Raw genomic sequence first — 14,378 nt, 5'->3', positions numbered from 1 at the left:
CAGTCAGTTAAGCCACATTGTCGCCGCAAAGGCCCTGATGCCGGGTGCAGCCTTGCGAGACTGTCTGCGAGAGGGACCTCGCAGACAAGCCTACAGGGATGTATATACGGGGGGGCGCCTAGCCCGTGTCTCGCAAGGCTGCACCCGGTAGCAGGGCCGCCCCGAAACCAACCGAAACCCGGTGCAATTTCGTCTTCCAAGCCTTCAGCTGTTTAACTGATCGGCTTTAGGGTGTGCGCCCGGTTTTGTCGCGCGAGAAAAACTCCATGGCCGGCAGCGTATCATTGCCGTTGGCCGGATCGAACATGCCCGCGTTCTCCCAGTGGGAGCCGGTGCCCCAGCGGGTCTTGCACTCGGTGCTGACCCAGGCGGGCTCCCAATAGACGACGCCCGCGCCGCCGGCATTTTTTACCGTGTCCGCCAGGTCGTCGAGATAGCGTCGCTGCCCCTCCGGTGTGGCCGGGTAGCCGGGCAGCAAACTGTCTTCTCCCAGCAGGTTGCCGGCGCTGTCGAAATTCTGCAGCGTCCAGGGGTAGGCGGTTTCCACTACCATCACTTCTTTGTCGAAGCGTTGACGCAGCTGCGCGATGGCATCGCCCAGGGAGTCGACACCGTACTCGGACCACTTGCCGTAGTAGCTGAGACCGATCAGTTCGTAATCCTGCTGCAGGTGCCGGTCGGCTTCGGGAAACCAGTTCAGGGCGTTTTCCGGCTGTGCGATATGCAGCATACGTTGCACATGCCTGTCGTACTTGCGGTTGAAATCCGCCACCGCCTGCAGGCCGCGATCCAGCAGCGCGCTGTTGCGGGCCCAGTCGATGGACTCGCTCTGCATGCTTTCCCGGGCCTGCAGTATTTCGCTGTTGGTCTCGTTGCCCACCTGCACCATCTCCGGCACCAGGTCCCGGCGCTGCAGCGCCTCCAGGGTGCGGAAGGTATAGTCGTAGAGGGCGTCCCCGAGTGCCGGCGTGTCCCCGAGCAGATGTTTCCAGGCGGCCGGCACATACTGCTTGTCGGGATCGGCCCAGGTATCGGAGTAGTGGAAATCCAGCAGTACGGGCAGGCCGGCCCGTTTGGCGCGGCGGAGGGTTTTTGCCGCGTCGTCGAAGCCGGAGTAGTCGGTCCAGTCCGGATTGTGCCAGAGGCGCACCCGCACCAGGTTGGCGCCGGCGTCGGCAAAAATCCGGAACGGGTCCGCTTTCGCACCGTTTGTGCGGAAGCTGGCACCGCAGTCTTCCATTTCGTTGACGTAGGAGAGATCGGCACCGGTATAGAAAACCGGCGCCTGTTCGGCGTGGGCGGACAGGCAGGCGGCCAGCGGCAGTACCAGGCCCGGCAGCGGGGGAAAAATCTGTTTGCGCATGGGTTTTTCGTTGTTGCTGCAATAGGGGAAGCCGGCCGGGAACCATCCCGGCCGGCGGTGGAAATTACAGTTTCCAGTTGACGCCGAAGGTGAAGCGGCGGCCGAACTCCTCGTACTTGTTGACGTGGGCCTCGTTGTTGGATTCCAGGCCGTAGACCTTGTAGGGCTCGTCGGTGAGGTTCTGCACCTGGAACATCAGCTTGACGTTTTCGGTGGCCTCGTAGGACAGGCTCAGGTCCACATAGCCCTCGGCCGCGTTGACCCCCTCCTCGCCCTGCACGCGGTTGACGTCGCGCTGGAAGTCACTGCGGTAGCTGTAGGAAAAGCGGCTCTCGAAACCGTTGCGGTAGTACCACAGGGTGGCGGTGCCCACGTGTTCCGACAGGCCGGTGAGGCCGAAGGGCGTGGCGTAGAGCGGTGTGCCCTGTTCGATATTGGACTCGGTATAGGCGTAGTTGGCGTAGACGCCGAGGCCGTCCAGGAAGCCGGGCAGGAAGCTCAGCGGCTGCTGGTACATCAGCTCGTAGCCGCGGATATAACCGCCGCTGCCGTTGACCGGCATGGAAACGCTGTACTCGGTGCCTTCGTACTCGACGGTGTCGGCACCGGCGGCGCGGGCGATATAGGATTCCATGTCCTTGTAGAACAGGGTGGTTGCCAGGCTGCTGTCGTCGGCGAAATACCACTCGTAGGTGAGGTCCGCCTGGTCCGCGCGGAAGGGTTCCAGGTAGGGATTGCCGGAGCCGGATTCCCCCGGGTTGGCTCCCCACTGGTCCTGGCCCAGGTCCAGTGCCGGGCTGAGGAAATCCAGCGGCGCGCGGGCGATGGTCTTGGCGAGGGCAAAGCGCACCTGGCTGTCCTCGGTGATACCGAAGTTCAGGTTCAGGCTGGGCAGCACGTCGGTGTAGCGGTTTTTGGTGCGGACCGGCTGCGCCTGGGCGGGAATCGAGTACCACTCGCCGCCCTCCTCGTACCAGATTTCCGGCGTCACCCGGTGGCCGTGGGTACCGGTATCGGTGCGCACCCAACGCAGGCCCAGGTTGCCGGACACCGGTATGCCGGACACTTCCGAGTCGATATTCAACTGGGCGTAGGCAGCGGTGATGTCCTCGGTGACTTTCCAGCTGGCCAGCAGGTCGTCGTTGTCGCCCACATCCGGGTTGGCGAGGCCACCGAAGTAATGGTCGATGATTCCCTGGCGGTCGAGGGTCAGGTACTGGGGCAGGCCGTTCCAGTAGTCGTCGGCGCCGGCCTCTTCGATCAGTTCGCTGGGGATGGCCTCGCCGGCATTGTCGCTGACGTACTGCTGCCAGATCTGCGCGTCCAGGGATTTTTCCCGCTCGGAATAGCGGGTGCCGAAAGCGAAGGACGAGAAGACGCTGCCGTCGATCAGGTATTCGGCGTTCAGTGCCAGCGCGGCGATATCGTCCTCGCCCTCGGCCAGCGGCCGCACCTCGATATTGTCGACCAGGTTCTGGCTGGGATCGGTGAGGCTGATGCCCGGGTCCAGCTCGAAGGTCATGCGATCATCGGAGGTCGCGCCAAAGGTGCCGTAGAGATCGTCGGAAGTGTTGACGGTGCGCACCGTCATCCAGCGGCGGCTGCGATCGGCGGAAGACTGGGACAGATCGGTGGAAAAAATCCAGGACTCGGTATTCCACTCCAGGTTGATACCGTGGCTCATCAGCTCGTCGGTCTGGGTGAACTGCTCGTTGAGGTTGCGCAGGGAGCTGAGGCCCACGCGGCCGCTGAGCAGGTCTTCGGAGCCGTCTTCCACATTGGTGTACTGGCTCGGGGTGGAATCGAACACCTCCCACTGGCGGGCGTAGTCGGAATCGATCTGGAAATCGAAACCGCGCTGCTCCTCGTCGATATCCAGCCGCGAGTAGAAGAAGTCGTAGTTGAGGCTGAAGCTGTCGCTGGGTTCCCAGGTGATCACCGCCATGCTGCCGAGGCGTTCGTCGGTCCCGCCGCGCACCAGTGCCGAGCCGCCCCAGGGCGCATTGTAGTTTTTGCCGCGGGCGTCGTTCCACTGGGTGTTGTGGAAGGTGTCGCCGTAGTTCCAGAGCTCCGCGCGCTGGGTGCCGATGGGCTGCTTCTGCCCGGAGAGACCCACGGCCACGCCCAGGGTATTGTCGTTGAACTGGTCGATATAGGCGACGCTGTAGCGGCTGCCCATGCCGTCGTTGTCGGCGTCGTCGATGCCGCTGGCCAGCTCGTACAGGGAACCGCGCAGGTTCAGGGACACCACGCGTTCATCGTGGTCGAGGGGTTTGACTGTCTGCAGGTTGACGGTGCCGGATACGCCGCCCTCGGCCAGGCTGGCCTCCGGTGTCTTGTACACCTGGGCGGCGTTGATCAGCTCGGACGGGAACTGGTCGTAGCGGATATTGCGGTCTTCCTCCACCGTCGCCACTTCGCGGCCGTTGAGGGTGGTGAAGCCCAGCTGGCCGCCCATGCCGCGGATGGAAATCTGGCTGCCGTTGCCGCGGTCGCGATCCTGGGCCAGGCCCGGCAGGCGCGCCAGGCTCTCGGTAATGGAGATATCCGGCAGCTGGCCGATGTCGTCGGCGGAGATGGCCTCGATGATGCCACTGGCATCGCGCTTCTGGTCCAGTGCCGAGCGCAGGCTGGACTGGTAGCTGCCGGTGACGGTGATTTCTTCCAGACTGGCGGTGGCGTCGTCGCCCTGGTCGTCTTGCGCCAGGGCTGCGGGTGTGGCGACACCCAGGGCGAACATCAGCGCCGCCTGGCTGACGGCGGTCTGTGGGTATGTCGTTTTCATCTTTTCTCTCTCGTTCCGTTTATTGTTTTTCCCGGTTTTATTTTGATGCGAACGGCGGGGTTGGCCGGGTCGCTACCGCTTTACCGCGCCGTTCGAATAAATATATATTATAAATATGACTATTCTCAAGCGCCCTGCGATAAGTTACCTTGGGCGCCACAGAGCGTTACCCGTTAATCCACGCTCAAGTTTCGGCGTTCGAGATTGTGGATCGACAGGAGTAGCCCGGATGAAGCGCAGCGGAATCCGGGAGTGGGGGCGGCCTGCCGGCCAATCACTGTGCACGCCGGAATTTGAGATCCATAAAAAAAGAGAGATGAGACATGTCCCAAAATCAGCAGGAAATTGATGATTTCGATGCGGTTTTCGCCAGCGGCGAGTTGGCCGGGGTCACCCGCTACCGCGATCTTGAGGGAAAAAAGGTTTTTATCACCGGCGGCGGTTCGGGTATCGGCGCCTACCTGACCGCGGCTTTCGCCCTGCAGGGGGCGCGGGTCGCTTTCGTCTCGCTGCGCGAGGCACCGGCACAGAAACTGTGCGACGAGATCGAGGCCCAGGGCGGCCAGCGCCCGCATTTCAGCGCCTGCGATATCCGCGACCTGGCCGCGCTGGAATCCGCCATGGCGGAAGCGGCGCGCGAACTGGGTGGCCTGGATGTGCTGGTCAACAACGCCGCGCGGGACACCCGCCACACCATCGACAGCCTGAACCCCGGGCAGTGGGACGACCTGATGAACACCAACCTGCGCCCGCAGTTCTTCGCCATCCAGTGGGCGTCGCGGGAGATGGCCAGGGCCGGTGCCGGCAGCATCATCAATGTGGGCTCCAACTCCTCGCACCTGGCGCTGACCGGCTACCCGGCCTATGTCACCGCCAAGACCGCCATTGTCGGCCTCACCCGCACCGCGGCGCGGGAGCTCGGCGAGAAGAATATCCGCGTCAACGCGCTGATTCCCGGCTGGATCATGACCGAGCGCCAGAAGCGCCTGTGGGTGACTGAGGAAGCGCTGGCGGAGTGCCTGGCCGAGCAGAGCCTGAAGTTTGCCATCCAGGGTGAAGACCTGGTGGAGTCGGCGCTGTTCCTGGCCTCGCGCGCATCGCGGGCAATTACCGGCCAGCAACTGATCGTCGACGGCGGCCGCGTCTGAGGGATCGGGGATGAAGGCCAGATGGGCGATGAATAGAGCGCTTTTGCTCCACTGCTTTTTCACCTGCCTGTTGCTCGGCAGCGGTTGCGCGGCGTCGGAGAAACTGCCGGATGCGGACGGCTTCGCCTTCGGCTGGCAGTTTCACTACGGCGATATCGAACTGCAAAAGGCCGATGCCTCGACCTGGCGCGAGGTACAGATTCCCCACGATTGGTCCATCGAGAGCCCGCCGGGGGAGTCGCCGTTTTCCGCCGATTCCGAAGACGCCTACGATACCGGCTATGCCCGCGCCGGTGTGGGTTGGTACCGGAAATCCTTTTACGTGCCCGAGTTCCTGTCCGGCAAGCGCCTGCTGGTGGAATTCGGCGGGATTTACCTGAACTCGGAGATCTACCTGAACGGTGTGCGCGTCGGCGGCCAGCACAACGGTTATATGTCGTTTGCCGTGGAGCTGACGCCGGAGATCCGCTTCGGCGGGCGCAACACCCTCGCCGTGCGGGTCGACAACAACGGCCGCAACAGCCGCTGGTATTCGGGTTCGGGTATTTACCGCCCGGTTGCCCTGCTGGTGCGGAATCCGGTGGATTTCCAGCACTGGGGCACGCGGGTTGTCACGTCGCGCCGCGGCGATGCCGCCCGCATCGCCGTGAATACCGGCCTCGATGTTCGCGCGCCGGGGCCAGTGCGGGCGACACTGCGCTACCGGGTTATCGACGCCAGCGGAAAAATCGTGGCCCGGGCGGAGCGGAAACTGACCCTGGATGCCGGCGAGCAGCGGGTGCAGCAGGATATCCCGCTGGCGCGGGCCAACCTGTGGTCGCCGGCTTCACCTTACCGGTATCGACTGCAACAGGAACTCGCCTACGGTGAAAATTCCAGTAGCAGTGAGATATCGTTCGGCGTGCGCGAGCTCCGCTTCGACAGCGAAACCGGGTTCAGTATCAACGGCGAGCCGACGCTGCTGCGCGGGATGAACCTGCACCACGACAACTACATGCTGGGCGCCGCTGCCTACGGCCGCGCGGAAGAGCGCAAGGTGGAGCGGATCCTGGCGGCCGGCTACAACGCCGTGCGCACTTCCCACAACCCGCCGTCCCGCGCCTTCCTGGACGCGGCGGACAGGCTCGGGTTGCTGGTGATCGACGAGGCCTTCGATGCCTGGAACCGCAGGAAATGGGACCACGACAACGACTACTCGTCGCATTTCAAGCGCGACTGGCGGCGCGACCTGGGCAACTTTATCGCGCGGGACTTCAATCACCCGAGTGTGATCCTGTGGAGCCTGGGCAACGAGATCCCGGAGCAGAACGAGCCGCTGGGCGCGGATACGGCAAAAGCGCTGGTCGACTTTGTCCACGCACTGGACAGCTCCCGCCCGACCACCATCGGCGCCAACACTTCCGGCAAAAAAGCCGATCCCTTCCTGAACAGTTTCGATGTGGTGGGCTACAACTACGAGAAAGACCACTATCTCAGCGACCGGAAGCGCAACCCGCGGCGCATCATGTACGGCTCGGAAACCTATCCCCGCGATGCGTTCGAGTACTGGTCCACTGTGGAGAAATACCCGTTCGTGATCGGCGACTTTGTCTGGACCGGCTGGGATTACCTGGGCGATGCGGGCATCGGCTGGAGCGGCTACGGGCCCGACTGGCAGGGGATTGGGTCCTATCCCTGGCAGCTGGCTTTCTGCGGCGAAATCGATGCGCTCGGCTACAAGCGCCCGCTGGGCTACTACCGCGACGTCTTGTGGCAGACCGGCAAAAACCGCCTGTCGCTGTTTGTGCAGAGCCCGGAGCCCAGCTACCGCGACGCGGCCACTCCGGAGCGCTACGATTTCTGGGTGCACCCGGATATCCACCCCAGCTGGACCTGGCCGGGCCACGAACAGCAACCGCTGGATGTCCGTATCTACTCGGTCTACGACCGGGTGCAGTTGTTCCTGAACGGCAGAAGCCTGGGTGTGCGGGACAATGCGCAGGGCAATAAATGGCAGCGACATTTTACCGTCAATTACCAACCGGGCGAGCTGGTGGCGGTCGGTTACCGGCAGGTGGATGGGGAATATATTCCCGCGGAGCGAAGGGTGCTGGCGACGACCAGTGGCGCGGCGGCGATCGAGCTGACCGCCGACCGCGGGCAGTTTTCCGCGGACGGCCGGGACCTGGTCTACCTGACGGCGCAACTCCGCGACAAAAACGGCCGGCCGGTGTATCTCCGGGATTTGGACCGGAAACTCTCGTTCGAAGTTTCCGGGCCGGCGGATTTGATCGGTATCGGCAACGGCAATCCGGTATCGCGGGAGAGTTTCCAGGACCTGTCCCACAGTACCCATCACGGCAGGCTGGTGGCGGTTGTGCGTTCGCGCCGCAAACAGCCCGGCGAGATTACTGTCCGCGTTTCTTCCGGCAACGGCATGGAGGCGTTTGTGAGGCTGGTGTCGCACTGAAGGTGCTGGCTGTAAACGGGTCAGGGCCCTGGTTGGTATTCCGGGCCGCGATCTTGCCCGCCGAAATACCGTAATATAGTATCGATGAACGGCTTTGGCCCAAGCGTATGCTGCAAGGATACTCATGCGATGAACAGGAAGGATTCGGCTACGGCTGCGTTGCCGGTAAAACGCCTGCTCGGCGGCATCGAGGGCGGCGGTACCCGGTTCAATTGTGTGATCGGGCCGTCGCCGGGGGAAGCCTGGGCCAGAAGCAGTTTTCCCACCACCACGCCTGCAGACACCTTTGCGCGGGTCATCGATTTTTTCCGCGAGGGCGAAGCCGAATACGGTGCCCTGTCTGCAGTCGGCATGGCCAGCTTCGGCCCTGTGGACCTGCACAGGGCGTCCGGATTTTACGGCCATGTCACCACCACACCCAAACCCCACTGGTCCCACACCGATGTGGTGGGCACCCTCTCCCGCGCTTTGGGCGTGCCGATCGCATTCGATACGGATGTCAACGGTGCGGCACTGGGGGAGGGCGCGTTTGGTGCCGCGCGGGGATTGCGGAACTTCGTCTATGTGACCATCGGCACCGGTATCGGCGCCGGGGTGGTGGCGGACGGCAGGCCCCTTAACGGCGCCATGCACCCGGAAGTCGGCCATATGCTGGTGCCCCGCGCAGTCGATGACAGCCACTTTGGCGGCAACTGCCGTTATCACGGTGATTGCCTGGAAGGGTTGGCCTCGGGGCCGGCCATCGAGGCCCGCTGGGGCCGCAGGGGCGAATCGCTGCCGCCGGATCACCCGGCCTGGGCACTGCAGGCGGAGTATCTCGCCGGCCTGTGTGTGAACCTGACCCTGAGCTACGCGCCGGAGCGGATCATTCTCGGCGGCGGTGTCATGGCCCGGCGGCAACTGTTTCCAATGATCCGCAGCCGCTTTGCGGAATTGCTGAATGGCTATACCGCGCTGTCGGAAGTCTCGCCGGAGGGCTTTATCGTGCCGCCGTCCCTCGCCGGCCGCTCGGGTGAAGTGGGCGCAATGGTCGCCGCCGGGAGGCTTGCGGAGCACCGCGAGTCCCAGCGGGTCGATCGTTGAAGCGCATCGCTCCCTTATTAAAAAAGCAAAATAAAAAAGCAAGGAAGCCACAACCGCCCGCTTTCCGGGCGCGTTGTGGCAAGTCCTACAGTCGGCGGGGCCCGCAAACAGAATCCGCTCGCGGCTACCGGCTCTTTGCGAACGCCCCGCTTTTTTCAACGCCGAAACTTGAACTAGAAATTCCCGCGGATGCCCAGCGTATAGGTGGCACCCGGGGAGTAGCTGTTGAAAGTCTGGCTGTTGTCCAGCTCCATATAGCTGGAAATGGTTTCGTTGGTCAGGTTGTAAGCGTCGAAGGTGACGCTGAGGTTGTTGTCCGGCAGGTAGGGCAGCAGGTAGCTGGCCGACAGGTCGAGCTGGCTGCGATCCCTGCCGGTGACCGGTGCGCCCCAGGAGTCGAACTGGTGCGCTCCCTGCTGGTGGTAGTAAGTCATCCGTACCTGCATGACGTCGTTTTCGTAGTAGGCGGTGCCGCTGTACGAATCCGACACGCCCGATATTTCATCGCCGTTTTCGTTGACCGCCTCGATAAAGGTGGCGCTGGTATTGAAGCCGAGACCGGGCAGCAGGAAATCCAGTGGCTGTACCCACACGGCTTCCCAGCCGTCTACCTCGGTGGCGCCGTTGATATTTTCCGTGGTGTTCACGGTGACGATACAGTCCGGCGAGCAGATGGAGAGCTGGTCTCTCTGGGTCTGACTGAGATCGCTGGTGTCGATACCCCATTCGTCCAGTTCCTGAAAATTGACCGGGATGGTCGAGGTGGCGGTAAAGCCGGTGACATCCTTGGTGAAGTAGGTCAGGCCCACGTAGCCCAGCTCATCGAAATACCACTCGCCGCCGATATCGATATTGGTGGATTCGAACGGTTGCAGATTGGGGTTGCCGGTGTTGACCGAGTCAATACCGGAGCCGGCCCAGGCGGAGTTGGGGAACATGTCCGCCGGGTTGGCGCGGGTCAGGCTGCGGGAGGTACTGAAACGCAGCTTGATATCCTCGCTGGCATCCAGCACCGCACTCAGCGAAGGCAGTATCTTGGCGTAGCTCTCGTTGGTGGCGCCGCTCTCGGTGGCCACGTACTGGTCGGTATCCACGTAGCGGACACCGCCGTTGGTGCGCAGCGTATGCCCGGCGACTTCCGTTTCCAGGTTGGTTTCCACGAAGAAGGCGGTTACCTCCTCGGAAATTTCGGTAACGGTATCCGGCTGCAGGTTCATGCCCGCGTAGTTGATGGCGGATTTGAACGCGTCCCAGTCCAGGTCGCCGACGCGGTCGAAACCGTTGTACCCGTCGATGTTTTCGCCCATATCGATGGAGCGGATATAGTCGCCCAGGTTCGCCCGGACATCGCCGGCGCCGTTGGCTGCCAGGTATTCATTCAGGTCTGAGCCAATATCATAGAAGCGGTGCTCGGACGATATCTCGTCGGAGGCGATACCGAAGATGATGCCGTTGATATCGGCATTTTCACCCCACTCCAGCTCCGCGTGAAAACCGCGGGTTTCGGTTTCGCGGTCCTCGTGGCCGATACGGAAATAGTCCGCGTCCGCCATGGTGTAATCCTGGAAGTTGCCGAAACCGGTGTGTTCGATGGTGGGTACGTCGCCGTCGTCGACGAAGGTCATGGTGCCTTCCCCGGTGAAGAAAAGCCCGTAGGGGTTGTCGCGCTCGAATTCGGATTCGGATTTGCTCGCCGAGACGTTCAGCTTCCAGGTATCGCTGATCTGCCAGTCGAAACTGGGCATTACCGAAAGGTAGCTCAGGTCCTCATCGTAATCCCGCGAGCCGATCCAGGCGCGGTTGCCGTAGAAGGTGCCGCTCTGCAGGCGGCTGCCGTTGCCGTTGTCCACCAGCTGGAAATCCCCGGGGATATACGGCGTGTCGTAGTTGCGGCGATAGAAGTGCATCACCTCGGTGCGCACGAAATCGGCCTTGGAATCGGCGTGGACGATATCCAGCGATGCCTCCATATCGTCGTTGGGGCGGAACTGGAAAGACAGCAGCGAGGACAGGGATTCCTTCTGCCCCTGGGTCGTCATTACGCGGCCGATATAGGGCATGCCGACGCTGTTGAGCTGCGCCTCCGAGAGGCCGGCGCTGTCGTGGATGTCGATGATATCGCCTTCGCTGACGCCGTCGTGAGCGGCGGCGTAGTCGGCGGAGGCCACATCGGTAAAGCGGAAGGTGGCGCTGGTGCCCGGATCGCGACAGTCCACGCTGCCGGGTTGGTCGGTGATTAGGCAGCCGAACTGGGCGTTGTTGCCTACGGTCTCATAGCCGTCCACATGGCGGTTGGCATCCTTGCTGACCACGGTAACCAGTGCGCCGAACTGGTCATTGTTGAAGCTGTAGGTAAAGGCGCCTTTGGGGCTGGTTTCGCCGTTGGATGCGCGGTAGTCGCTCTCCAGTGCGAAGCGGGTGTTGTGGCCATCGCCCAGGTCGGAGGCACGCATGGTGCGCATGTTCACATAGCCGGTGACGCCGCCCTCCAGTTGTCGCGCGGTGGCCGTCTTTTCCACTGTCAGGCTGCCGAACAGTTCAGTGGGGAAGATATCCAAGTCCACCTCGCGGCCCGCAAGCTGGCCGCCGTTGCCACTTTGGTTGATGTTTCCCATGGAGGCGATGCCGATGGAATTGCCGTTGAGCGCGATCTTGGTAAAGGCGGGTCCGAGGCCGCGCACGGCGATGCGCTGGCCCTCGCCACTCACGGCGCGGCTGATCTTGACCCCGGGGATCTGCGCCAGGGATTCGGCCAGGTTCTGGCTGGGCATCTTGCCCATATCGTCGGCGAACACCTCATCCTTGAAGCCGACGGAGTTTCTTTTGGCCGCGGTGGAATTCAGCAGCGCTTCCCGGTAGCCGGTGACCTGGATTTCCTCGAGGGACGGGCTGTCGCTTTCGCTGGCGGGCGCTTCCTGTGCGAGCAGCTGCTGGCTGCCGAGCGTCGAAGCCATCGAGGCGATAATCACGTGGGCGAGCCTGTTTCTTATAAACATTATTGTTCCTCTCATCGCTTGCTTTCTGCGCCGGCGATCCCGTCAGTACGGCTCCGGGAGCGCCCCTGTGGCGCTGATTATTTATTGTTGTCAGTCACTACAGGCTGGTAGCGCTAACATAATACAATTACGCCTATCCCGCAGGCTTGTCAATGTATCGGTTGTGGTGATGAAAATTGCGCCATAAGAGGCAGGCAGAAGGGGAGGGGTAGGAGCAGCCCCGCAGGGGAATGGTTGGGGCTCCGTTCCTGTTCGCCTGCGGGCAGGCTCCTACTTGCAGGATTTGGAGTTCAGTAGGGAAAATCCGGCGCTGCAGCGCTGAGCAGCAGTTTGCCCAGCAGCCAGGCCCCGCCAATCATCCCTGCGACCAGAAGGTGAACCAGCCCTCCCGGCCGATAGGTCGCCAGACCGATCACGATAAATGCGGCCAGCGTCAGGGCGCCGAACAGTGCCGCCAGGCCCGGGCCCCAGCCCCCGGTAGTCACTGCGGTAATCGCGGCGGTGCCCAGCAACAGCCAGCCGCCCCAGTACAGCGGCGCGCGCCAGCGCGGGTGGCTGAGTTGCCGGGCATTGCGCGGCGTGGCCAGGCACAGGCAGGAGAAGGCGGCCAGTGACAGCAGGCACTGGGCCAGCAGCGGAACGGCAGTCACGATGCATCTCCCAGTGCGGTGCCGGGATAGGCCGGGGCGGTTCTTCCCGCAGCCGGCTGTTTCCTGCCCGCAAGCCAGGCCGCCCAGCCGAACAGGATACCGAGCGCCAGCACGGTCAGGTCGAAGCCGGCGAAAACCCAGTCACCGGCGGCGAGGCTCTGGCCCAGGTGGCGTTCGGTGGTCAGGGCGTTGAGCAGCGGTATGGCGGCATAGGCCAACGCGGCCAGCGCGAACTGTTCCCGCCAGGCGCGTGTGCGGGGGCGCAGGGCGGCGTGGACCAGCAGCGCCAGCCAGGTGAGGAACATCGCATGGGCTTCCCATGCCGCGCGGGTGGGCATGGCCACCGGCAGCAGCCGGTTGGCCCAGAAGTAGGCCGCGATGGCCACCGGCAATCCGGCCACGGTGCCCACATTGAGTTTTTCCACCAGCAGCAGTCCGCGCGGCGCCCGGCCGTTTTTCCGGTCGGCCTGTTGGCGGCGTTTCACGGCCCAGATCACCAGGCCGGTGGCCACCATGCCGGCCCCCAGCAGGCCGGAGAGAAAGTACAGCCAGCGCATCAATGGCGGTGCAAACAGTCCCTCGTGCAGACCGATAAATACATCGCGCACGCCCATGGCGGGAGAGGAGGCGGACGGGGCACTGTGCAGCAGCGCGCCGCTGACACCGTCGAACACCAGGCGCCCGGCACCGGCGGCAACGGAGTCGGCGGCATCTTCGGAGATTACGACGCGTGCATTGCTGTCGCCGGGATGGCGAATATCGATGCTGCGGATACGCCCTTCGCCCCAGTGGCGCCCGGCCTCATCGATCAGTGGTGCCAGGGGGATGAGCGGCGCCGGCTCGCCGGCCTCTTCCACCAGGCCCGGTGGGCTGAAGACTTCGTTGTAAAAATCCCCGCGCCCGTCTGCGCCGTACTGGCCGGCGACGATCAGGGGGATAAACGAAAAGCCCATGAAAATCAGGCCGGAGTAAGTGATCATGAACTGGAAGGGCAGGGTGATCACGCTGAGTACATTGTGCGCGTCCAGCCAGGAGCGCTGTCCCTTTTTCGGGCGGAAGGTGAAAAAGTCCTTGAAGATCTTTTTGTGAATGATGACGCCGGTCACCAGCCCCACAAACATGAACAGGGTGGCGAAGCTGATGATCCAGTCGGAGTAGCTGCGCGACATGTAGTGCAGCAGCCAGTGCATCCGGTAGAGCTGCAGGCCGCCGCCGGTGTCGCGCCCTTCCAGGGTTTTGCCACTGTGCAGGTCGACGAGCCGGTTGTCCCGCTCTGCGCTGGCACCGGCGCCGGTATCCGCGCCGCGCCAGAAAATTCTCGCGTAGGGTTGCCGGCGGTCGATGGGCAGGGCCAACAGCCACTGGTCGGCGCCGGGCGCATTGGCCCGGAGTTGTTCCAGCAGTACCGCGGATGTCTTGTGGGCGTCGCGTTCGATCTGTGCCGGCGGCAGTTCCGGCTGCATCCAGCGGTCGATCTCGGTATCGAAATAACCGGCGGTGCCGGTTGCGAAAATAAAGAACAGCAGCCAGCCGAGGGTCAGTCCGGCCCAGGTGTGCAGCCAGGCCATGGTCTGGCGGAAGCCGGCCTTGACCGGCGTTTCGGCCGAGGCGTTTTGCGTTGTCATGCATATCCCCGCAGTGCCAGCCCGGCCAGTGCCAGTGCGGCGCTGGCCAGTGACAGAACCAGCCAGGCCACAGCCGGCCGGCGCAGGTGGAATACCCAGACGATGGCACCGGTGTAGATGGCGAAGCTCGAGAGATGGCCGATCAGCGTGGCCTCACTGCGCGGCACGGGCAGGGTGCTGCCGAGAAAAATACCCGCGGCGGAGGCCAGCAGGTAGCCGCCCAGCAGCGCGGCGCCGATCAGTGAGGCGAGGCGCCAACCGTGTAAATCCATAGAGTGA

The 14,378-nt window shown here is 63.2% G+C and carries 9 protein-coding genes; 3 read left to right on the top strand and 6 right to left on the bottom strand.

Annotated elements, in window-relative coordinates; all coding sequences use genetic code 11:
* Positions 1-226 precede the first annotated feature (226 nt).
* Both MWN76_RS16645 and MWN76_RS16640 read right to left on the bottom strand, forming a co-directional pair.
* Positions 227-1,363 carry a glycoside hydrolase family 53 protein gene (locus tag MWN76_RS16645; protein ID WP_250463362.1) on the bottom strand — a complete coding sequence of 379 codons (1,137 nt, stop codon included), beginning with the start codon at positions 1,361-1,363 and terminating at the stop codon, positions 227-229.
* A gap of 64 nt (positions 1,364-1,427) precedes the next feature.
* The gene (locus MWN76_RS16640) at positions 1,428-4,148 is read right to left on the bottom strand and encodes a TonB-dependent receptor (protein WP_250463360.1); all 2,721 of its coding nucleotides are present in this window, start codon (positions 4,146-4,148) and stop codon (positions 1,428-1,430) included.
* A gap of 323 nt (positions 4,149-4,471) precedes the next feature.
* On the opposite strand from MWN76_RS16640, the gene MWN76_RS16635 reads away from it, so the two are divergent.
* The 3 genes from MWN76_RS16635 to MWN76_RS16625 all read left to right on the top strand — a co-directional run bounded on the left by MWN76_RS16635 (position 4,472) and on the right by MWN76_RS16625 (position 8,828).
* The gene (locus MWN76_RS16635) at positions 4,472-5,296 is read left to right on the top strand and encodes an SDR family NAD(P)-dependent oxidoreductase (protein ID WP_250463358.1); all 825 of its coding nucleotides are present in this window, start codon (positions 4,472-4,474) and stop codon (positions 5,294-5,296) included.
* A 28-nt stretch (positions 5,297-5,324) separates the two neighbouring features.
* The gene (locus MWN76_RS16630) at positions 5,325-7,745 is read left to right on the top strand and encodes a glycoside hydrolase family 2 TIM barrel-domain containing protein (protein ID WP_250463356.1); all 2,421 of its coding nucleotides are present in this window, start codon (positions 5,325-5,327) and stop codon (positions 7,743-7,745) included.
* A gap of 129 nt (positions 7,746-7,874) precedes the next feature.
* Entirely contained in the window at positions 7,875-8,828 is a 954-nt protein-coding gene (locus tag MWN76_RS16625; RefSeq protein WP_250463354.1) for an ROK family protein, read from the top strand.
* 173 nt (positions 8,829-9,001) lie between these two features.
* Here MWN76_RS16625 and MWN76_RS16620 read toward each other — a convergent pair whose 3' ends face one another.
* The 4 genes from MWN76_RS16620 to MWN76_RS16605 all read right to left on the bottom strand — a co-directional run bounded on the left by MWN76_RS16620 (position 9,002) and on the right by MWN76_RS16605 (position 14,371).
* Positions 9,002-11,824 (bottom strand): TonB-dependent receptor, encoded by a 2,823-nt coding sequence (locus MWN76_RS16620; RefSeq protein WP_250463351.1) that lies wholly within the window; start codon positions 11,822-11,824, stop codon positions 9,002-9,004.
* 290 nt (positions 11,825-12,114) lie between these two features.
* The gene (locus tag MWN76_RS16615) at positions 12,115-12,474 is read right to left on the bottom strand and encodes a DUF3325 domain-containing protein (protein WP_250463348.1); all 360 of its coding nucleotides are present in this window, start codon (positions 12,472-12,474) and stop codon (positions 12,115-12,117) included.
* On the bottom strand, positions 12,471-14,099 hold the full coding sequence (locus MWN76_RS16610; RefSeq protein WP_250463345.1) for a PepSY-associated TM helix domain-containing protein: 1,629 nt from the start codon (positions 14,097-14,099) through the stop codon (positions 12,471-12,473). The genes MWN76_RS16615 and MWN76_RS16610 overlap by 4 nt, the downstream gene beginning before the upstream one ends.
* Positions 14,096-14,371, bottom strand: coding sequence for a DUF3649 domain-containing protein (locus tag MWN76_RS16605; RefSeq protein ID WP_250463343.1), 276 nt, complete (start codon positions 14,369-14,371; stop codon positions 14,096-14,098). Before MWN76_RS16605 ends, MWN76_RS16610 begins: the two co-directional genes overlap by 4 nt.
* Positions 14,372-14,378: the final 7 nt, after the last annotated feature.

It is taken from the genome of Microbulbifer litoralis (genome assembly GCF_023634065.1).
Lineage (GTDB): Bacteria > Pseudomonadota > Gammaproteobacteria > Pseudomonadales > Cellvibrionaceae > Microbulbifer > Microbulbifer litoralis.
The sequence above is the reverse complement of the archived record's forward strand: the minus strand, read 5'-3'. Positions and strand labels throughout refer to the sequence as shown.

Coding starts and splice junctions, on each gene's coding strand:
- MWN76_RS16640 (WP_250463360.1), bottom strand. CDS start 4,148: ATGAAAACGACATACCCACAGACCGCCGTCAGCCAGGCGGCGCTGATG.
- MWN76_RS16645 (WP_250463362.1), bottom strand. CDS start 1,363: ATGCGCAAACAGATTTTTCCCCCGCTGCCGGGCCTGGTACTGCCGCTG.
- MWN76_RS16610 (WP_250463345.1), bottom strand. CDS start 14,099: ATGACAACGCAAAACGCCTCGGCCGAAACGCCGGTCAAGGCCGGCTTC.
- MWN76_RS16625 (WP_250463354.1), top strand. CDS start 7,875: ATGAACAGGAAGGATTCGGCTACGGCTGCGTTGCCGGTAAAACGCCTG.
- MWN76_RS16605 (WP_250463343.1), bottom strand. CDS start 14,371: ATGGATTTACACGGTTGGCGCCTCGCCTCACTGATCGGCGCCGCGCTG.
- MWN76_RS16630 (WP_250463356.1), top strand. CDS start 5,325: ATGAATAGAGCGCTTTTGCTCCACTGCTTTTTCACCTGCCTGTTGCTC.
- MWN76_RS16635 (WP_250463358.1), top strand. CDS start 4,472: ATGTCCCAAAATCAGCAGGAAATTGATGATTTCGATGCGGTTTTCGCC.
- MWN76_RS16620 (WP_250463351.1), bottom strand. CDS start 11,824: ATGTTTATAAGAAACAGGCTCGCCCACGTGATTATCGCCTCGATGGCT.